Below are 20,457 nucleotides of genomic sequence, written 5' to 3'. Positions count from 1 at the left end.
GGGAGGGTTGGAGTGGGGCTTGAGGATGGTTGGGGAGGGGCTTGAGGCATACCTCATGGTGCTGATGCTACACTGAGGTTTACCGTATCATAATCTTCTTGCCGCTGTTGATGTAAACGCCGGGCTGGGTGGGGCGATGGGAGTATTGGCGACCCTGCAGGTCGTACCAGATAGAGGGTCGGCGCTGGATGTCGGTGGTCACGGTGGTTATGGCGGTAGGAGTCTGCGGGGTCACATCGGTCACGTAGTAATGGTTCTGGCTGTCCTTGCTGGTGGCAATTTCGAGGAACGCGTCCTTGTTGATGTCGTACACGTTGACGGTCTGGGGAGAACCGCTGGCGGTGCTGAAGACAAATGAGAGCATGGCATCGCGCTTGGCTATACGGTAGGTGCGGCTGTACCACTTGCGACCTTCTATGGTCTTAGCGACGGTGACGGCGTCGCCAGGCCACGTGCCAGTGGCAGTGAAGTTGTCGCCGTACTGGTCGTCCCAAGCCCAGAAGTTTACGCGGCTCCATCCCACGTTGTCAGCGTTCACGTTTATGGTGATGTCGTAGGGAGTGAAGGCCTCGGGAGCGCTTACCTCATAGGTGCGCGTGATGACAGCCGATACCGTGGTGCCTACGAGCAGTCCCACACTCAGCGTGGTGGTGCCGGCGGGGATGTCGACGAGCGTGCCACTTGCCGCCTTGCGGCTCTGCGCGGTGGGCGTGGTTCCGTCGGTGGTGTAGACCAGTTGCGCACCCGGCTGGCTGCTCACCGCAGTGAGACGAGCCTTCTGCACATCGTCATAGTGACCGGAGGGAAGGTCGACCCAAGCCACGTTGCTGCTGTTGCTGAGCAAGTAGCGATAGTGATATCCGCGCAGTATCTCGGTATAACCCGCCGGAGCCTGGTAAGCGTTGGCGCGCTGGCCCATCACGGCGTAGAGAGTGCCGTGAGCACCTTCGGTCTTGAGGACATTGCACTGCGTGGCTACATACTCGTTGAAGACGGTGGTGCTGGTATTGGTGATGCCAGCTATGTGGCGGGCATTAATCATCATCTTGATGTCTGTGGGGTATGCCTGCCAATGCTTGTAGAAGACACAGGGCGTGCCGCAGGCAGCGAGGATGTAGGCGTTGGCAGCAAGCGTGTCTTTGCGTATAGGGTCTTGCTGCTCCGTGCTGGATCGATACTCGGTGTCGTGGTTTTCCACAAAACTCACCGCATAGCGGCGGTAGGCAGCATCGCCGACGAGTCCGTTCTTTGCCCTGGCGCTCCAATTGGAAGCGATGAGGTCGCGCACGGCGTAACGCACGGGGAAGTCGAAGGCAGCCGATGTGGGCTCGCCGTTGACCTTGGTGGCATTTATCCAGGCCTTGACGGTATTGGCGTTGCCGTCCCAGTATTCGCCTACGGAGAAGCGAGGCTTGAGGGCGGTGTTGTAGATGCCAGTGAACATTCCGGCGTAGCCCTTGACCATGTCGTAACGCAATCCGGCGTAGCCGAAGTCGTTGAGCAGCATGTCGAGGTAAGCCTTCACCACGCTCTGCACGTTGGAACTGTAGTGGTCGAGGTCGCGCATGCCATCCCAGTCGTCGCCCGAGTCATACTTGTTGCTGAGACTCAGCTTAGGACTCTGGCCGACAGCCCAGTTGTAGGTGCTACCACCATCATCGTCGTGGCAGATGTCGGTAGAATACATGCGGTAGGTCGTGCCCTTGTATGTCTCTACAGGGAAGTCGGTCCAGCTGGTGAGGGTATTGCGGTGGTTGATGACCACATCGGCAATGGTGCCAATGCCCTTGCTCTTGAAGGTCTTGATCATCGAGCGCAGTTGGGTCTCGTTGCCAAACGAGCTGTTGTAATTGCTGAACCAGTAAAGGTCGTCGTAGCCCATGGAACGTCCGCTGCCGCAGTTGGCACTCTGCGGTATCCATACCAGACTGAAGTAGGGTGCGAGGTCATCGGCCTGGGCTTCGAGGTTGAACCACTTTGACGCGCGGTATGAATCCCAATAGAATCCTTGCAGCATCACGCCGTCGTAGTTGGCTGGCCAACCCTGTGCATGGATGCCTAATGTTGCCATAAGGGCAACGAGAGTCATGTAAAATGTCTTCATCTTATTCTGTTTTTAGTTACTATCAGAGCAGAGGGCATACCCATACTATCGTATACCCCAATTATGGTTGTCGGCGAGGTTAGTCCGCTTGCATCGCGCCGCTGGGCAACCCCTTTGGTTTATACTCCAAAGTTATCTCAAATTCCCCTATAAACAAGTGTGACAGAGTGAGAAACGTACAAACCAGTTGCGCAATCGTTTGCACGTTGGCGCGTCGCCAATAAAAAAAGAGACCACTCACGCCAAGTGAGCAGTCTCTTCCAATCTAACTTAAAAAATCTAAAGCCTTAACGAATCTATGTGACAAAATGTATCTATGTCTTAAGGATTTACAATTACTTTGCGATAGGGGTGAACGAGTAGGTGCCATCCTCGAGATTGATGGTTAACAGCAAATCTCCGCTCATCTTCAGGCATCCTGCACCTACATCATTCTTTGCGGTACGTCCAACGAGGCTTCCTTCGGCAGCACCGTCGCCGTTTTCAACCACACCATAGGCTGCATTGTCAGCGTCTACCCAGTTGCCATTTCGGAATGTAGACTCAGGCACAACCTTCCACCACCATCCGGAGGCAGCATCGCTCTCGCTGATGTTCACCTTAAGGGTGAATACGGGGTTGTCGTAGGGGTCGCCACTGTGGTCAAACTTGATGGCATTAGCTACCGACCATCCGTTGATGGTACCCAGCAGGTAGTAGTTGTTCTCGATGACGAGGTCGCTCGGGTAAGGAGTAACCTTCACCTGGGAGGCGCCCAGATAAGTGTTGGGGTCGCCTACGCGGACTACTGAAGTCCCGTCCTTGACGATGTAAGCGGCGTAGCGCAGGTAGAGCTGCTTGGCCTTGGAGCCGCGGCTGATGGCTGCCACATAAGCGTTCTGGAAGTCAGAGGCTTTCACGACAGCTGTGTCGGAATCCATTTCGCATACCAGGGTGCCGTACTTGGCGAAGTCGGCGGTCTTGCTGAACTGCAGCTCGTACCTTATCTTGCTGCCAGCGGGGAGGTTCTTCACGCTTTCGGTGAAGAGCTTCACCTTGTTGTCCTTCATATATGCCTCCTGCAGATTGACTGCCTCGGGGACAATGCTCTTGAGCGTGATGTCGTCGACAGCAAAGGCTTGCTCCTGAGGATTAACCTGTGGCAGGGCCTCTGTCCAGTCGTCATCGCACGAGGCGAAGACGAGAGACAGGACTGCTATAAATGCTATTGTTGATTTCTTCATGATTATGTTCACTTTGACGTTACTGAAATGTTAACCTACTTTCTCGAATTTGACGGTCATCTTAGAGTCGTTGCTCATATTGACGGTAATCTTGACTTTTCCGCCAGCCCAGCCGGGCAACTGGTAGCTACCCTTACCCTTGACGATGGCTCCGTCGTAAATGCCGTTGGTCATACTGATGTCCTTGGGTGCGTCTTTCTCCTGGATACCGTAAGAATCCTTGTCCCATCCAGTCAGAGCTGTGTAGAAACGGAACTGGAACTTATCTGCAGGAATGTCGAATTCTCCGTAATAGACCTTGCTGCCTACAGCATTGTCGTCCTCGAAGAGTTTCCAGGGTTCGTAGTGGGCCTTATTATCTTCGGAAGGACCAGTCCAACCCTCAGGTGCACCTACGAGGTAGATGTAGCCCGGCAGACGCAGAGCGAAGTAGCCCTTAATCTTCTCCATAGCCACAACATTTGAGAGGATGCTGGTGTCCTCGTACTTCAGGATTTGAGACCTTACGCGGAAGTATACCTTGCGGGCAGGCTCGTCGGTGTAGGTTTCCTCACTCGTGATGCCGCGCAGTTTGCAGATGGCTTCTGCTATCTGGCTTGCCTTCACGTTCAGGTTGCATGAAGTGTAGGCGTCGCCAAGTTCAACAAAATTAGCGAAGGTCGCATCGAGTGACACCTGCATGTAGTAATTGGCTGATGCAGCGAAGCCATAGTCGGCCTGCGAGCAAGTGAAGTTTACAGTGCCAGCCTCCTTGTCATAGCCAAGGTCTACGTATTGGTTGGCAGTAGCCGGTGTGTTCAGCACGAGCTTGGTAGGCGTCTGGATGACGGGGTTCTCCTCTTCAGGGCCGCTGCACGAAGCGGTGGCAAGCACCAGGCTGATGAAGCTGAACAGTATATAACTTAATTTTTTCATTGCTTAATCTGTTTATAAAGATTGATTGATGCTTAATAATTGGGGTTCTGCTTGAAGTCGGGCTGAGCAGCGATTACCGATGAAGGAATCGGGAATACGTTCATGTAGTCAGGAATGCTGGCACCCTTGTCTACATTGCCCTTCCATGACCAAGTGTACTTGCTGCCGGTAAAGAGTCCGAAGCGAACGAGGTCTGTACGGCGCACGTTCTCCCAGTACAACTCGCGGCAACGCTCGTCAATCATGTTCTGCTCGTTGAGGTCGGTCTGAGTCCATGCTGAAACGCCTGCACGTTCACGTACATAGTTGGCATATTCCACACCCTTGGCCTTGTCGGCAGCTCCGCGCATTGCACACTCGGCAAACATCAGATAGACATCGGCCAGACGGATGAGGGGAAGGTCGGTGTTGGGGAACTTGGTGATTTCACCCTTCTTGAAATTACCGTTGCTGCCGCGCAGCAGATTGGTAAACTTAACCACGCCATAGCCGTCGGTAAACTTAGAGAATGCGGTGTTCTCCTTCTTGAATCCGTCTACATCCTTCTTCCACATAGACCAGCGTACGTCGTTGGGCTCGGAAGCAAACTTGTCGGCAAATTCCTTGGTGGCGTGCATACAGCCCCACTGCTGGTTGAGTCCGTAGTCCTCGCAGTTCATATAAGCGCCATCGTTATCGACGGTCAGGTTGCTGATAGCTGCGCAGCAGAGGAAGGTGGTGCCTCCGTAAGGAGTGAGCTCAACGGCATCGTAGGGAATACCCCAAAGGATTTCGTTGACATCTGAGCCACCTGGCATATATACATCGTTGTCGCCGCAGAACAGATAGAGGTAGTGCTCTGCAAGACCAGAGCCCTTGAAACCTTTGCCCTTATGGCGTGCGATGATGTTCTCGCAGTGCTGAGCGCACTTGTCGTAGGCTGGAGTGCCGGTAAAGACGCCTGCATTGAGATAGAGACGGGCGAGAAGAGCCTCAACGCCGTCCTTGCCTACGCGACCGTAGTGGGGAGTGGCATCAGACATGTTGGCAACGATGTCTTCCAACTCGCTGGCCAGCCATGTGTAAAGCTCGACGCGTGAAATCTGCTTGGGCTTGCTTCCTACGGCGTCGTCTTCGGTGACGAAACCACCCATACCGAAGAGGTCTACGATATTATAGTAGCTCATGGCGCGCAGCGCACGGGCTTCGAGAGCCATATCCTTGAACTGGTCCTTGCCCTTGATGAGGCGCAGGAAGTCGTTGCAGATGGCTATCTCTACATACATACGGCTGTATGTACCGAAGATGTTGGCGTTGCCCTTACCCCATGTGTTGGTGTTAAGGTCGATGACGCCCTCGTCTTTCCATATCCACTTTGTCTCGTCGGTGGGGAACTCGTTGAGCATAAAGAGCGCACGTGTGTACTGCCCGGTACCGCCGTCGAGACCAGAGATATCTGAATCTCCGTCGGGACCGCCCTGGCCAGATACAGCCAAGCCAGAGTAACACTTAGCCAACACGGCCTCGTAAGCAGCCTCTGTCATGTTGCCGGCTGTGGTGGTGTTCGGATCATTGGGCTCAAGATCCAAATCGCCGATACAGGATGTGGTAGTCAGGGCCAGACCTGCAAACAATGCTGAAGCTATGATGCTTTTATATGATTTCATATTATTATAGTCTTTATTGTATTGTTAGACGCTTGTTGTATGATTTAGAAACTTGCCACTACACCGATGGTGAAGGTTGTAGCACGTGGGTAGACGTCGCGGTCGATACCGCTTGCCACCTCTGGGTCGAGACCCTTATACTTGGTGATGACAAATGGGTTCTGGACTGCTCCGTAGAGACGCAGACGCATCTTGTTGTCGAGCAGATAGGGCCATGTGTGACCCAGTGTGATGTTGTCGCAGCGCAGGAAGCTGGCATTGCGCAGCCAGTAGTCGCTCTTCATGATGCCTATTGCAGGATTGACGGTACCGTTGAAGTAGTAATCGGTCTGGATGAGGTTGTTTAACTTACCGTTCTTCCAACAGTTGTCAACGACAGCATGGTCAGACATGGCGTCGGCATAAACATAGTTGCCGATGTTGGCGTGCATTGCGATACCGAGGTCCCAGTTCTTCCAGTTGAAAGTAGAAGAGAAGCTCATTGTCACCTTCGGGTCTTTGCTGTGATATATGCGGCGGTCGTCGTCGTTGATTACACCGTTATTATCCTGGTCTACGTATACACCTTCCAGTGGCTTGCCGTCCTTGTCGTACACCTGCTCAAAGAGGTAGAATGAATTGATAGGATGACCAACGGCCTGTACCTGGCAGTTGTTTCCGTTACCCGAAGAGATGCCACCTGTCTCAATATATGAACCATCGTTGTTGAGCTTGGTAATCTTGTTCTTGTTGTAAGCCACGTTGTAGCTGGCAGTCCAAGAGAAGTCTTTGGTCACGATAGGACGTGCTGTGATAGAGAACTCGACACCCTGGTTCTTCAGTGTTCCGATGTTCTGGTTCATCATGTTGGTGGTAGACGAACCGCTGGGTACTGATACGTAGCTCAACAAGTCCTTTGACTTACGCAGATAGAAATCCAAGCTGGCAGAGATGCGGTTGTTGAGGAAGGCAACATCAACACCGGCGTCCCATGTAGTAGTCTCCTCCCACTTCAGTTTGGGGTCGTAACCCGAGGGGTACATGGTAGAGATGAAACCATTGCCGCTGAGTGAAGGATAGTTAGAGCCCTGTACAGACGATACGTATGTGGCGAGGTAAGGATAGTAGTTGTCGCCGATATCCTGCTGACCAGTGACACCCCAACTGAGGCGGAGTTTCAGTTCGTCCATCACCTTCTTGACGCTCTTCATCCAAGGTTCGTCAGTGACTTTCCATGCGAATGCCGCTGCGGGGAATACGCCCCAACGGTTTTCCTTGCTGAAACGTGAAGAAGCATCACCACGTACGGTGAATGTCAAGAGGTAGCGGTCCATCAGAGTATAGTTGATTCGTCCGAAGAATGACAGCAACTGAAGATGCTTAGCCCATGCCGTCTTGGCGGGGTCGGTGTAGGTAGTACCCTCACGCTGTGTACCCCAGTTGAGAGTATAGGTGCCGTCAGCGTTGAGAACAGGAGTGCTGAAACCGTCGGTGGTGAAAACAGTACCGTTGTTGTGGCCGTCGCTATAGAAGCGCTGCCAAGAATAACCAGCTGTAACATCGAAGAACGACTTGATGCAGTCTACCTGCTTCTGGTAGTTCATATAGAAATCGAGCAAGGTATTGCTCTTGAACTGCTCGATGTACTGGTGAGTACCGGCACCGTCGTTGCGCCATCCGTCCCATGCTGTAGGTGAGTTGGCTGCAGTGTAGAGGTTCTCCTTAGACTTGCTCACATCGTAACCGAGGTTGAGGTTGAAGTGCAGGTCGGGCAACCATTTCAGTGCATAGTCAATCTGCAGGTTACCGTTGCTGCGCAGTACTGTGGCCTTGTCGTCCTTGTCGGTAGCAGTGGCAATTGGGTTGTTTGTACCGTTGGTGTTGAAAGCCGCACCATTCATGTGAGAGTAGTAACCGTTCCAGAGCTTGTAGCCATCAATGCCACCCTTCATCTGAGCATTATTATAAATAGGTGCAGATGGGTCCATAGCGATGGCAGCTGCCACTGCACCGCTGTTGGTGAACTGGTTCTTTATCCAGTAGCCCTTGACGTTGGCCTTAATCTTGAGTCGGTGATTGAGGAACTCAGGAGTAAGATTGAAGCCCACGGTGGCACGATCCATGCGAGAGTCCATCAGAATACCATTGTTATTGGTGTAGCTGGCTGACACGCGATAAGGCAGACAGCCGGTAGTTCCACCCACGCTCAGGTTGTAGTCGTGAGAGACGGTGGTACGCAGCACTTCGTCCTGCCAGTTGGTGTTGAGCACGCCATACTTCTGGGCGTTGGCCTGAATATACTTAATGGGGTCGCTGTCAGCGCCAAAATGCTGTGTCAGAACTTCTGTCAATGCATCTGTAGACAAAGACTTGTAGGTCTTGCGGGCAGTGTTGACATACATATTGGCGGAGAAGTTTACCTGAGGCTTGCCCTTCATACCGCGCTTGGTGGTGATGATGATGACACCATTGGAAGCGCGCGAACCGTAAATGGCTGTAGCGGAAGCATCCTTGAGGATGGTCATGTTTTCAATGTTGTCAGGGGCAATCATCGAGAGCGGGTTGCCCATACCCTGTATACCAGAGTTGTCCAATGGCACACCGTCGATGACGATAAGCGGGTCGTTGTTGGCGTTGAGTGAAGAACCACCACGCACACGGATTGTACCGCCGCCTTCAGGTCCACCGGCAGAGGTTACGGTTACACCAGGAGCCTGACCTACCAGAAGGTCCTGAGCCGATGTAGCAAGTCCGGCCTGCACCTCACTTGGCTTTACCGTGTTGATAGAACCTGTAAGGTCGTTTTTCTTTACAGTACCATAACCGATGACCACCACCTCATTGAGGAGCTTGTCATCACTGGAGAGAGTTACGGTCATGTTGCCCGTTGCCTTGATGGTCTGTGGCAACATGCCCAAGAAGGTGAATGTAAGTTCTGTACCAGGGGCTGCATCGATGGTGAAGTTGCCATCAACATCGGTAATGCCTACGGCTTTACCTTTGACAGTGATGGTTGCACCCATGAGAGGTTCGCCCGAAGCATCTTTCACATGTCCCTTGATGGCATTGTTCTGCGCAAAGGAACTTGTTGCAAGGAGAAGACTGCCGGCAAGTACCAACGTCTTCAGAGGCAATTTGATTTTCAACTGCTTCATGTTTTGCTGTTTTTAGTTATAGATATATTATGTAAATGAAGTTCAGTAGTTATTGGGCTCATTTCAATCTGCATGCAAAGTTAGGGGTAATCTAATCACCTTGTATCTTTTTTTTGCGAAAACTGCCACAATCTCAATGCAAACGATTGCACTACAATTTAATATTTTGTGCAAAGAAAAGCATTACACATTCGGGAATAATGACTAATTTTGCGGCATAACTGAAAACCATGGCAGATAAGTCACCTATAACAATGCGAGACATAGCCCGCGACTTGGGCATCTCGGTAGCGACAGTCAGTCGTGCGCTCAACGACAGTCCCCGCATCAGCGCGTCACAAAAAGAACGCATCAAGGCATACGCGAAAGAACATAACTTTTGCCCGAATGTCATTGGTGAGGCGTTGCGCCACACCCATAGCCAGCCAATGAAGGTTATCGGCGTAATCATTCCAGAGTTTGTGCATTACTACTTTTCGTCTATCCTCTCGGGAATAGAAGAGGAAGCGCGTGCGCGCGGTTATCGTGTGATGGTGGCACAGAGCAACGAGCGTTACGACAAGGAGGTGGCAATCTGCGACGACTTCTATAAAAATAAGGTGTGTGGCGTCATCGTGTCGCAAGCCAAGGATACCAGACAGTATGACCACTTCCGCCAGCTTATGGACAATGGGGTGCCACTTGTGTTTTATGACCGTATCTGCACCGGCGTCAACGGTTCGCGAGTGGTGGTGGATGATTATAACGGAGCCTATACGGCGGTGACCCACCTGATAGATACCGGCTGCAAGCGTATCGCCTTCTATGGCTCGCCGATGAACCTGGAACTGTCGAAGAACCGCTATAACGGCTATCGTGACGCCTTGGCCAAAAACGGATTGAAGATAGACGAAAAACTTGTGCGTATATGTGACAACCGCGCGCAGGCTGAGGCAATTACACCCGAAATACTCTCTCTGCCTGACGACGAGCGCCCCGACGCCTTCTTCGCCATCAACGACGACACCGCCATAGGCATACTCTACACCGCCAAACGCATGGGGTTCGGCATCCCCAACGACATAAGCATCTGCGGATTTACCAACGGCAATCGTGCCGTAGCCTGCGACCCGATGCTCACCACGGTGGAACAACGTGGCGTGGTTGTGGGTGAGGAGGCTGCCAATATACTCATCAGCCAGGTGGAAGGTTCGCTGCCGCGTAATGAGGTGGCCATGCGCGTGGTGAGGACACGACTGGTCGTGAGAGGCACCACCCGCTGAACGGAAAAAAACAGAATAACAGAAAACCAAATAACAATGACCCAAAAGCCTAATCTTTCATTCTGGAAACTCTGGAATTTGAGTTTCGGATTTTTTGGCGTACAGATAGCTTACGCCCTGCAAAGCGCCAACATATCGCGCATCTTTGCCACACTGGGGGCTGACCCCCACAACCTCAGCTATTTCTGGATATTGCCTCCTCTGATGGGCATCCTCGTACAACCCATAGTAGGCACGCTCAGCGACAGGACATGGTGTCGCTTCGGGCGTCGCATCCCGTACCTCTTCGTAGGAGCCACAGTGGCTGTACTGGTAATGTGCCTGCTGCCCAATTCCGGTTCGTTCGGTATGGCTGTCGGCACGGCCATGGTCTTCGGACTTATCTCGCTGATGTTTCTCGACACGAGCATCAATATGGCCATGCAGCCATTCAAGATGCTTGTGGGCGACATGGTGAATGAGGAACAGAAGTCGCTCGCCTACTCCATCCAGTCATTTCTCTGTAATGCCGGTTCGCTTGTAGGCTACGTATTTCCGTTCTTCTTTACGGCTCTCGGCATTTCCAACGAAGCCGCAAAGGGCGTAATACCCGACTCGGTCATCTATTCGTTCTATGTCGGAGCAGCCATACTCATCCTCTGCGTCATCTTCACCACGGCGAAGGTAAAAGAGTGGACCCCCGCGGAATACGCCGAATACAACGAGGCCCAGCCTCAGACAGAAAAGAAGTGCGCAGGCTGGATAACGCTTCTCAAGAATGCGCCGACGATGTTCTGGAAGGTCGGACTCGTACAGTTCTTCTGCTGGGCTGCCTTTATGTATATGTGGACCTACACCAACGGTACCATTGCCGAAACCGTATGGCACACCACCGACGTGGTTTCCAAGGGCTACCAGGAGGCGGGCAACTGGGTTGGCGTGCTGTTCTTCTGGCAAGCCATCGGGTCGGTGCTGTGGGCTATGGCGCTTCCGAATTTCAAGAACGAGAAGCTGGCTTACGCCCTTAGCCTGCTTATCGGCGGAATAGGCTTTGCCCTTGTGCCGTTTATCGGCGACAAGAACATGCTCGTACTGCCCTTCCTGCTCATAGGCTGTGCTTGGGCAGCCATGCTCGCCATGCCGTTTGCCTTTGTCACCAACGCCCTTGAGGGCTACAGCCATAAGGGCGCTTATCTCGGGCTCTTCAACGGCACCATCTGTATTCCCCAGATTGTGGCAGCCCTGTGTGGCGGTCACCTCCTTCATCTCGTCGGCTCCCACCAGAGCCACATGATGATTGTGGCTGGCGTATTGCTCGTCTGCGGTGCCTTCTCTGTGGCAGCCATCAGGAGCAACAGGAATAAATAGTTCTCATGGTAATAATCCTATAACCCATATACATAATGACTATACACTTTCATATAGAATACCGTACTGCATTCGGCGAGGAACTCTCGCTCTGCTTCATGGACAAAGACGAGGTGAAGACACTTCGTATGACCACCGTAGACGGAGTGGACTGGTGGTGCGACCTTTCGCTGCGTACATCCACCCCTAACCTTATATATTATTATAAGGTGACGACAGATGGCACTTTCGAGCGAAGCGAATGGCTGACGGTGAAGCATGTGATCGACTTCACATGTACCGCTGCAACCGAATACCACGTGTACGACCGTTGGAATGATATGCCCGAAGACTCGTATCTCTACAGTTCTGCATTTACCGACTGCATCAACCATCAGGTTCCGCAGCCTCTCAAGTCTACATCCTTTGCCCGCACGCTGCGTCTCATCGTACGGGCACCGCAACTCCGCGACGGAGAGCGTCTGGCAGTGATAGGTGCGCAGAAGGCTTTAGGCGAATGGTGTCCGGACAAGGCCGTGCCCATGACGCTTCACAACTACTGCGAATGGGCTGTCGACATCGACGCCGAGCAGCTTCATGGCGAGCCGATAGAGCTGAAGTTTGTGGTAACAAACGCTTCCGGACACGTGATGATGTGGGAGTGTAGCAGCAACCGCACCATCGCCCTGCCCGACATGAATAAGGGCGCGATGGTGGTGTACAACTTGGATCAGGCTTTCTTTGAGATATGGAACCGCAGACTGGCAGGTACGCTTGTCCCGGTTTTCTCGCTCCGCACCAAGAAGAGTGCGGGCGTGGGCGACTTCGGCGACCTCAAGATGATGATAGACCTGATGGCAAAGACAGGACAGCGCGTGCTGCAGTTGCTCCCCATCAACGACACCACCATCACCCACACCTGGACCGACTCTTATCCCTACAGCTGCATCAGCATCTTCGCCATACATCCCCAGTATGCCGACCTTCGCGCTTTGCCCGAATTGAAGGACAAGGATGCGCGCAATGAGGCTGAAGCAGAGCGCCGCAGACTCAACGCCCTGCCACAGATAGACTATGAGAAGGCAAACGCCTTCAAGTTGGACTACTTAGGCAAGGTCTATCAGCAGGAAGGCAAAAAGATGATGAAGAGCGCGCAGTTTAAGGCGTTCTTCCAGGAAACCCAGAGCTGGCTCGTGCCCTATGCCCAGTATTCATGGCTGAGAAACGAGAACGGTACAGCCGATTTCTCTCAGTGGAAAGACCATAATGTATGGAACGAGGCCGACCGTGCTCTGCTGTCAGACCCTCGCACTAAGGAATACCAGACTGTGGCTTTCTTCTATTTCGTTCAGTACGTGCTGTCGGCGCAGATGAAGGACGCTCACGAGTATGCCAGACAGAAGGGCGTCATCCTCAAGGGCGATATCCCCATCGGCGTAAACAGATACAGCTGCGACGTATGGGTGGAGCCCAAATACTTCAATCTTAACGGACAGGCAGGAGCACCGCCAGACGATTTCTCGGTCAACGGTCAGAACTGGGGCTTCCCCACCTACAACTGGAACGAGATGCTCAAGGACGGCTGCCAATGGTGGGTGCGCCGCTTCCAGAATATGTCGCAGTTCTTTGATGCCTACCGCATTGACCATGTCTTAGGCTTCTTCCGCATTTGGGAGATACCCCTCGACTGTGTATATGGACTGACGGGGCAGTTTGCTCCGTCGCAGGCTATGAGCCATGAGGAAATCATGCAGTACGGGCTCAATTTCCAGGAGGAGCGCTTCACCCAGCCCTTCATTACCGATTGGGTGCTCGACCGTGTCTTCCACGGACGCGCCGACGAGGTGCGCAGCAAGTATCTGGAGCGCATCGACGGCGAGCGTTACCGCATGAAGCCCGAGTTTGATACGCAGCGCAAGATAGAGGCTCACTTTGCCGGCGCAACCCAGCAGGAAGACCTCTGGCTGCGCGACGGACTCTATTCGCTTGTGAGCGACGTACTCTTTGTGCGCGACCGCAACCGTGCCGATATGTTCCATCCGCGTATCTCAGCCCAGTTCGGCTTTATCTATGAGTCGCTCTACGATAATGACAAGCAAGCGTTCAACCGCCTTTACAACGACTATTATTATCGTCGCAACAACCAGTTCTGGTATCGCGAGGCAATGAAGAAGTTGCCCAAGCTGGTACAGGCCACACGCATGCTCGTATGCGCCGAAGACCTCGGCATGGTGCCCGACTGTGTGTCATGGGTGATGAAGCAGCTCAGAATACTCAGCCTCGAGCTCCAGAGCATGCCCAAGTCGCCCACTACGCGCTTCGGACATCTCAGCCAGAACCCTTACTGTTCGGTATGTACCATATCCAGCCACGATATGCCCACGCTCCGCCAGTGGTGGGACGAGGACTACGAACGTACGCAGGATTACTACAACTCCATGCTCTACCGCGAAGGCCCTGCGCCCCATCCGCTGCCAGGATGGCTCGCCGAGGATATCATTGCCCGTCATCTCGACTCGCCTTCGATGCTCTGCGTATTGAGTCTTCAGGACTGGCTTGCCATGAGCGAGCGCCTGCGTCTGCCCGATGCCGATGCCGAGCGCATCAATATCCCTGCCAATCCTAAGCACTACTGGCGTTACCGCATGCACCTCAACATAGAGGACCTCATGGCCGATGCCAAGTTCACCGACGAGCTGAGCACACTCATCAGACAGTCTGGCAGATAATATGAAGCAAACAATAACAACTATCAGCATGATAAAGAAATATATCATATTGTTGGGGCTGCTCCCGATGATGGCTGCAGCCCAGACTGTAAAGTCGCCCAACGGCAATGTGTCGCTCACCTTTTCGCTCTCAGACAAGGGCCAGCCCACATACGAAATGAAGTACAAGGACAAGCAGGTGGTAAACCCTTCCCACCTCGGACTGGAGCTTGCCCGGGACAAGCACGCCTCTAAGGGAATGGAAGAGACCGACCTGATGGACGGTTTCAAGATTAAGTCCACGCAGACCTCTTCCTTCGACGAGACATGGCGACCCGTGTGGGGCGAGACCGCAACCATCCGCAACCACTACAACGAGATGGCTGTCAACCTGCACCAGCCCTCCTCCGACCGCGACATCACCATCCGTTTCCGCGTTTACGACTATGGCATGGGACTGCGCTACGAGTTTCCGCAGCAGCAGACGCTCAACTATTTCGTGATAAAGGAGGAGCACACGCAGTTTGCGATGACCGCCGACCATACCGCCTACTGGATTCCTGGCGACTACGATACGCAGGAGTATGAGTACAACATCACTCCGCTTACCGGCATCCGCGCGGTTATTGCCAAACACCGCGAGGCATACAAGAGCAACTCGTCCACTACGGTCTTCTCCAACACCGGGGTGCAGACATCGCTGCAGCTCAAGACCAAGGACGGACTCTATATCAATATCCACGAGGCAGCCTGCTTGGACTACCCCACGATGCACCTCAACCTTGACGACAAGAACCTTGTCTTCGAGTCATGGCTTACCCCCGACGCCGTGGGCCGCAAGGGCTTTATCCAGACTCCCTTCAACACCCCGTGGCGCACAGTGATGGTTAGCGACGACGCCCGCGACATGCTGTCGTGCAAGCTCACCCTCAACCTCAACGAGCCTTGCAAGATAGAAGATACCTCTTGGATTCATCCCACCAAGTACTGCGGTGTGTGGTGGAATATGATTGTCGGCACCAAGTCATGGAGCTACACCAACGACCTGCCTTCGGTTCGTCTCGGCGTCACCGACTATGCCAAGTGCAAGCCCAACGGCACACATGGCGCAACCAATGAGGAGGTGAAGCGCTATATCGACTTCGCTGCCAAGAATGGCTTGCAGGAAGTGCTGGTCGAGGGCTGGAACGAAGGATGGGAAGACTGGTTCGGCCATCAGAAGCTCGACGTCTTCGACTTCGTCACTCCTTATCCCGACTTTGACATCAAGATGCTCAACGATTATGCCCACGCCAAGGGAGTGAAACTGATGATGCACCACGAGACGTCCTCATCCGCTCTCAACTACGAGCGCCACTTGGAGAATGCCTTCAGCCTGATGAACAAGTATGGCTACGACGCTGTCAAGACGGGATATGTCGGCGACATCATCCCTCGCGGCGAATTTCACTACAGCCAGCTTATGAACAATCACTATCAGCATGTCATCGAGACTGCCGCCAAGCACCACATCATGGTCAATGCCCACGAGGCTACTCGCCCTACCGGCATCTGCCGCACCTGGCCCAACCTCGTAGGCAACGAGAGCGCCCGCGGCACCGAGTATGAGGCTTTCGGCGGAAACGTAGCTTACCATACCGTGATGCTGCCGTTCACCCGTCTACAGGGTGGCCCGATGGACTATACCCCAGGCATCTTCGAGACCCGACTCTCTGACTGGAGCCAGAACCCGAGCTTCGTCCACACCACCCTCTGCGGCCAGCTGTCGCTCTATCTGGTCATGTACAGCCCGTTGCAGATGGCTGCCGACCTGCCCGAACACTACGAGAAGTACGACGACGCCTTCCAGTTCATCCGCGATGTGGCTTGCGACTGGGACGACTCCAAATATCTTGAGGCCGAGCCTGCCCAATACATCACCGTGGCTCGCAAGGCTAAGGGTACCGACAACTGGTTTGTTGGTGGCAAGACGGGCGAAGAGGCCCGCACGGCTGTAGTGTGCCTCGACTTCCTCGACAAGGGTCGCAAGTACGACTGTGCCATCTATCAGGATGCCAAGGGTGCCGACTACGAGCACAACCCTAAGGCTTACCAGATTATCCACAAGACTGTCAAGAAGGGTGATGTGCTGAAGATTAATGAGGCACGTGGCGGTGGCTTCGCCGTATCACTTATCGCAAAGTAACCGCAACTCCACAACATCTGGCATGAAGAAGAAATATATGTTACCCGCATTTCTTGCCGCAATGATTACGGTCGGAGCCAACGCGCAGGGACGCTTTGACGAGATGACTTACGACAAGACCAAGACCGTGTTCCGCCTCAATGCGCCCTCTCTCCCCAAAGTGCGTATCTATAAGAATGGACAGGGCGGCCGACCCGTCAAGACCGTCAAGATGCGCGCCATCGGCGACAACCGCTGGGAGGCTACGGTAAAGGGCGACCTCGGCGGCATGTTCTATACTTTCGACATCGGCAGAGGCGAGTGCCCAGGCACGTTTGCCAAGGCTGTTGGAGTCAACGGCAGCCGTGGTGCCATTATCAATATGGCTGACACCGACCCCGTGGGCTGGGCCGACGACCAGCGTCCGCCTCTCGCGTCGCCTGCCGACCTCGTGATTTACGAGCTCCACATGCGCGACTTCTCCATCAGCCCCACCTCGGGCCTGCAGCACCGGGGCAAGTATCTGGCTCTGACCGAGCCTCGCGCCATCGACTATCTGAAGCGCCTTGGCGTCAACGCCATCCATTTCCAGCCCTTGTTCGACTTCGCATCGATAGATGAGACGCAGCTCTATCGCCCCCAGTTCAACTGGGGCTACGACCCGAAGAATTACAATGTGCCTGAGGGCAGTTATTCCACCGACCCATATCAGCCAGGGGTGCGCATACGCGAGTTCAAGGCGATGGTGCAGGCGCTCCACAAGGCTGGCATCCGTGTCATCTTCGATGCCGTCTACAATCATACGTTCGACATCGCCGGGAGCAACTTCCAGCTCACCTACCCCGACTATTACTATCGCAAGACTGCCGACGGACGCTACTCCGATGGCTCGGGCTGCGGCAACGAGACTGCCTCGGAGCGGCCGTTGATGCGCGAGTTTATGATAGAGAGCGTCAAGTACTGGGTCAATGAGTTCCACATCGACGGATTTCGCTTCGACCTCATGGGCATTCACGACATCGAGACGATGAACCAGATACGTGCCGCCGTAGACCAGATTGACCCCACATTATATATATATGGTGAGGGCTGGAGTGCTGGCGCGTGTGCCTATCCGCAGGACAGTCTTGCCATGAAGGCCAACACTCACCGTCTGAATGGCATCGGAGCGTTCAGCGACGACATGCGCGATGCGCTGCGTGGCCCGTTCAGCGACGACACCAAGGGTGCGTTCCTCGCCGGTATCAAGGGCGAGGAGGAGAGCCTCAAGTTCGGCATCGTGGGCGGCATCGCTCATAAGCAGGTCGACATGGCGCGCGTCAACTACGACAAGCAGCCGTGGGCAAACGAGCCTACACAGCAGATTAGCTATGTGAGCTGTCACGACGATATGTGCCTCGTAGACCGACTCAAGGCGAGCATTCCCGGACTGACCGACGCGACGAGATCCGAAGCCGACCGCATGGCAGAGCTCATCCGCCTCGACTTGCTGGCCCAGACGGCGGTCTTCACCTCGCAGGGTGTGCCTTTCATGTTGGCTGGCGAAGAGATGTTGCGCGACAAGAAGGGTGTGCACAACAGCTTTGCCTCGCCCGACAGTATCAATGAGTTAAACTGGGACAACCTCAAGCAGCACCCACAGGTCTTTGAGTATTACCGCGCCCTGATAGGCCTCCGCAAGCATCATCCTGCCTTCCGCCTCGCCAGTGCCGACGCCGTAAAGAGTCATCTGGAGTTTATCGCCACTGGCGACTGCCTCGTGGCGTTCCGCCTGAAGGACCTCGAGGGCATCGATACGTGGAGAGAGATTGTCGTCATCCTTAACGCCAACCGGGCTGCTGTGCCCGTGACCATCCCCGAGGGCGAATACACGGTGGCTTGCTGCAACGGCGTCATCTGCGAAGCCGGCATAGGCATGCCCGTCAATGGCAGCGAGGTGGTTGTGCCCCGCCAGTCGGCAATGATACTCTACAAGAAGTAAAACCATAATAAAAACAAGATGATGAAGAAAAAACTGCTATCATTAGTAATGCTTATGAGTGCTATGAGCTTGCATGCGGGAGTAAAGGTAGACCGCATCGAACCCACCAACTGGTATGTCGGCATGAAGGATGCCTCGCTCCAGCTGATGGTATATGGCAAGGACGTGCGCAATGCCGCCGTAGAGGTCAACTATCCCGGAGTGCGCATCGACTCCATCGCGCGTCTCGACTCGCCCAACTATCTCTTCGTCTACCTCAACCTTGAGGGCGCGAAGGCAGGCGAAATGACGCTCACCTTCAAGCAGGGCAAGCAGACGCAGAAGGTGAAGTACCAGCTGAAGGAGCGCGCTATGGCGGGCGACAAGCGCATGGGCTTCACCAATGAGGATGTGCTCTACATGCTCATGCCCGACCGCTTTGCCAATGGCAATCCCCACAACGACGCCTTCAAGAATATGCGCGACAAGACCTGCGACCGCACGGCTCCGAGCCTGCGCCACGGTGGCGACCTTGAGGGTATACGCCAGCACCTCGACTATTTCACCCAACTTGGCGTCACGGCGCTGTGGTTCACACCCGTACTCGAGAACGACAGCCCCAGCAATGGCACCAGCTCCTCCTACCACGGCTACGCCACGACCGACTATTATCGCGTCGACCCGCGCTTCGGAACCAATGAGGAGTATAAGCGTCTCATCGACGAGGCCCACAGCAAGGGTCTGAAGGTGGTGATGGACATGATTTTCAATCATTGCGGCTTTGAGCATCCCTGGGTGGCAGATATGCCGTCCAAAGACTGGTTCAACACGCCCGAATGGCTGCTTCCCGAATACCAGACCGCAGCCCACCAAAAGAAGATGGACACCGTAGACGGAAAGGCTAAAGTCAACGACAAGTATCTGCAGACCAGCTATAAGCTCACACCCGTGCTCGATCCCTACGCCAGCAAGGTAGACCTGAAAGAGACGGTCGACGGTTGGTTCGTGCCCACCATGCCCGACCTCAACCAGCGCAATCCGCACGTCATGAAGTATCTTATCCAGAACAGTGAGTGGTGGATTGAGACTGTTGGCATTGACGGCATCCGCATGGACACTTATCCCTATGCCGACCGCGATGGCATGGCTCTCTGGATGCAGACGCTCGACCGCGAATACCCCAACTTCAACACCGTGGGTGAGACGTGGGTCACCGAGCCTGCCTATACGGCTGCCTGGCAGAAGGACAGCAAGCTCTCCGAGAAGAACAGCTATCTGAAGACCGTCATGGACTTCGCCTTCTACGACCGCATCAATCTGGCTAAGCACGAGGAGACCGACGGCTGGTGGAATGGCATGAACCGCATATACAATGTGTTGTGCTATGACTATCTTTATGCCAATCCCAAGAGTGTGATGGCGTTTATTGAGAACCACGACACCGACCGCTTCTTGGGTACGGGCAAAGATACGTTGGCTCTCAAGCAGGCACTGGCTCTGCTGCTGACCATAAACCGTATTCCGCAGCTCTACTACGGCACCGAAGTACTCATGAATGGCACCAAGTCTGTCACCGACGGCAATGTGCGCAAGGACTTCCCCGGTGGATGGGCTGGCGACGCTACCAACGCCTTCACAGCTGAAGGACGCACCAAGGCGCAGAACGATATGTTCAGCTGGACAAGCCGACTGCTCCACTGGCGACAAGGTAACGAGGTGATTACGAAGGGTTCCCAGACCCAGTTCTGCCCCTACCGTGGCATTTATGTGGTGGCGCGTCAGTATAAAGGCAAGACCGTCATGACCGTCATCAATGGCAGAAACGAGGCAGCCGAGCTCGACATCAAGCGTTATGCTGAGATTATCGGCAACGCCGTGAAAGCCACAGATGTGACGACGGGCAGATCCGTAATCATCAACCACAACGTAAAACTCCGTCCCCGCCAGACCATGGTGCTGGACTTCTAATAAAACGAAAGCCCTCCCCCAACCCCCCGAAAGCCCCTCCCCAACCC

11 protein-coding genes are annotated in these 20,457 nt (G+C 54.1%); 6 read left to right on the top strand and 5 right to left on the bottom strand.

Annotated features, from left to right (window positions below; translation table 11 throughout):
- Positions 1 to 79 precede the first annotated feature (79 nt).
- From CIK94_RS13500 to CIK94_RS13480, 5 genes are all read right to left on the bottom strand, one after another.
- Positions 80 to 2,104 carry an alpha-amylase family glycosyl hydrolase gene (locus CIK94_RS13500; RefSeq protein ID WP_094423342.1) on the bottom strand — a complete coding sequence of 675 codons (2,025 nt, stop codon included), beginning with the start codon at positions 2,102 to 2,104 and terminating at the stop codon, positions 80 to 82.
- 335 nt (positions 2,105 to 2,439) lie between these two features.
- Entirely contained in the window at positions 2,440 to 3,327 is an 888-nt protein-coding gene (locus CIK94_RS13495; protein ID WP_094385825.1) for a DUF5115 domain-containing protein, read from the bottom strand.
- A 30-nt stretch (positions 3,328 to 3,357) separates the two neighbouring features.
- Positions 3,358 to 4,242: a SusE domain-containing protein gene (locus CIK94_RS13490; protein WP_094385827.1), complete on the bottom strand. Its 885-nt coding sequence runs from the start codon at positions 4,240 to 4,242 to the stop codon at positions 3,358 to 3,360.
- Positions 4,243 to 4,274: 32 nt separating this feature from the next.
- On the bottom strand, positions 4,275 to 5,888 hold the full coding sequence (locus CIK94_RS13485) for a RagB/SusD family nutrient uptake outer membrane protein (protein WP_094388704.1): 1,614 nt from the start codon (positions 5,886 to 5,888) through the stop codon (positions 4,275 to 4,277).
- A 44-nt stretch (positions 5,889 to 5,932) separates the two neighbouring features.
- Complete coding sequence (locus CIK94_RS13480) at positions 5,933 to 9,022, bottom strand: TonB-dependent receptor (protein WP_254046228.1); 3,090 nt, start codon at positions 9,020 to 9,022, stop codon at positions 5,933 to 5,935.
- A gap of 230 nt (positions 9,023 to 9,252) precedes the next feature.
- Between CIK94_RS13480 and CIK94_RS13475 the strand changes: the two genes are divergently transcribed.
- Genes CIK94_RS13475 through CIK94_RS13450 form a run of 6 tightly spaced genes read left to right on the top strand, consistent with a single transcriptional unit; the run spans position 9,253 to position 20,410 of the window.
- Positions 9,253 to 10,284 carry a LacI family DNA-binding transcriptional regulator gene (locus tag CIK94_RS13475; protein WP_094423341.1) on the top strand — a complete coding sequence of 344 codons (1,032 nt, stop codon included), beginning with the start codon at positions 9,253 to 9,255 and terminating at the stop codon, positions 10,282 to 10,284.
- Between the two features lie 36 nt (positions 10,285 to 10,320).
- The gene (locus CIK94_RS13470; RefSeq protein WP_094423340.1) at positions 10,321 to 11,631 is read left to right on the top strand and encodes an MFS transporter; all 1,311 of its coding nucleotides are present in this window, start codon (positions 10,321 to 10,323) and stop codon (positions 11,629 to 11,631) included.
- A 35-nt stretch (positions 11,632 to 11,666) separates the two neighbouring features.
- The gene (locus CIK94_RS13465; protein WP_094423339.1) at positions 11,667 to 14,339 is read left to right on the top strand and encodes a 4-alpha-glucanotransferase; all 2,673 of its coding nucleotides are present in this window, start codon (positions 11,667 to 11,669) and stop codon (positions 14,337 to 14,339) included.
- Between the two features lie 28 nt (positions 14,340 to 14,367).
- Positions 14,368 to 16,503 carry a glycoside hydrolase family 97 protein gene (locus CIK94_RS13460; RefSeq protein WP_094423338.1) on the top strand — a complete coding sequence of 712 codons (2,136 nt, stop codon included), beginning with the start codon at positions 14,368 to 14,370 and terminating at the stop codon, positions 16,501 to 16,503.
- A 22-nt stretch (positions 16,504 to 16,525) separates the two neighbouring features.
- Entirely contained in the window at positions 16,526 to 18,463 is a 1,938-nt protein-coding gene (pulA, locus tag CIK94_RS13455) for a type I pullulanase (protein WP_094423337.1), read from the top strand.
- Positions 18,464 to 18,484: 21 nt separating this feature from the next.
- Positions 18,485 to 20,410: a glycoside hydrolase family 13 protein gene (locus tag CIK94_RS13450; protein WP_094423343.1), complete on the top strand. Its 1,926-nt coding sequence runs from the start codon at positions 18,485 to 18,487 to the stop codon at positions 20,408 to 20,410.
- Positions 20,411 to 20,457 lie beyond the last annotated feature (47 nt).

This window comes from Prevotella sp. P4-51 (assembly GCF_002251455.1).
Lineage (GTDB): Bacteria > Bacteroidota > Bacteroidia > Bacteroidales > Bacteroidaceae > Prevotella.
The sequence above is the reverse complement of the archived record's forward strand: the minus strand, read 5'-3'. Positions and strand labels throughout refer to the sequence as shown.

What these genes read in the sequence shown, in the direction of transcription:
- CIK94_RS13500 (WP_094423342.1), bottom strand. Translation starts at nt 2,104, where the DNA reads ATGAAGACATTTTACATGACTCTCGTTGCCCTTATGGCAACATTAGGC.
- CIK94_RS13495 (WP_094385825.1), bottom strand. Translation starts at nt 3,327, where the DNA reads ATGAAGAAATCAACAATAGCATTTATAGCAGTCCTGTCTCTCGTCTTC.
- CIK94_RS13490 (WP_094385827.1), bottom strand. Translation starts at nt 4,242, where the DNA reads ATGAAAAAATTAAGTTATATACTGTTCAGCTTCATCAGCCTGGTGCTT.
- CIK94_RS13485 (WP_094388704.1), bottom strand. Translation starts at nt 5,888, where the DNA reads ATGAAATCATATAAAAGCATCATAGCTTCAGCATTGTTTGCAGGTCTG.
- CIK94_RS13480 (WP_254046228.1), bottom strand. Translation starts at nt 9,022, where the DNA reads ATGAAGCAGTTGAAAATCAAATTGCCTCTGAAGACGTTGGTACTTGCC.
- CIK94_RS13475 (WP_094423341.1), top strand. Translation starts at nt 9,253, where the DNA reads ATGGCAGATAAGTCACCTATAACAATGCGAGACATAGCCCGCGACTTG.
- CIK94_RS13470 (WP_094423340.1), top strand. Translation starts at nt 10,321, where the DNA reads ATGACCCAAAAGCCTAATCTTTCATTCTGGAAACTCTGGAATTTGAGT.
- CIK94_RS13465 (WP_094423339.1), top strand. Translation starts at nt 11,667, where the DNA reads ATGACTATACACTTTCATATAGAATACCGTACTGCATTCGGCGAGGAA.
- CIK94_RS13460 (WP_094423338.1), top strand. Translation starts at nt 14,368, where the DNA reads ATGATAAAGAAATATATCATATTGTTGGGGCTGCTCCCGATGATGGCT.
- pulA (WP_094423337.1), top strand. Translation starts at nt 16,526, where the DNA reads ATGAAGAAGAAATATATGTTACCCGCATTTCTTGCCGCAATGATTACG.
- CIK94_RS13450 (WP_094423343.1), top strand. Translation starts at nt 18,485, where the DNA reads ATGAAGAAAAAACTGCTATCATTAGTAATGCTTATGAGTGCTATGAGC.